Origin of the sequence: Paraburkholderia sp. SIMBA_030, from assembly GCF_046535245.1 — a bacterium.
GTDB lineage: Bacteria > Pseudomonadota > Gammaproteobacteria > Burkholderiales > Burkholderiaceae > Paraburkholderia.
In genome coordinates this window covers 1-267 of record NZ_JAWRXB010000680.1, presented here as the reverse complement: position 1 = coordinate 267, position 267 = coordinate 1, and the positions used below count along the sequence as shown (strand labels likewise).

General features: G+C 39.7%; 1 protein-coding gene. It reads right to left on the bottom strand.

The genetic code is table 11. From position 1 onward, the window contains the following. Window positions 1–267, bottom strand: a 267-nt coding sequence (locus tag SB772_RS41680) for a hypothetical protein (protein WP_410838730.1), incomplete at both ends; no start/stop codon positions are given.

Genomic DNA, 267 nt, shown 5'->3' with positions numbered 1-267 from the left:
AACATTGAAAGTGTAACTTAGTGATACATTGCGCAAGCGTATAAAAGATTGGTTGCTATATGCAAAACTGCTGCTAACAGTATTGCTGGCTATGGTACCTGTACCGCTTGGCATCACCTTTGGTAAATCAGATAGGTCTCCCGTATTTTTCCAGCGATCAGCTAGAAGATCCGGTTGATTTCTCATTGTCCCAGCAGGCAAGGAAATTCCGTATAAGTAGTAGTAAATATTTTTTCCTGTCTGCTTCTTGAAATCAAAAAACCATTG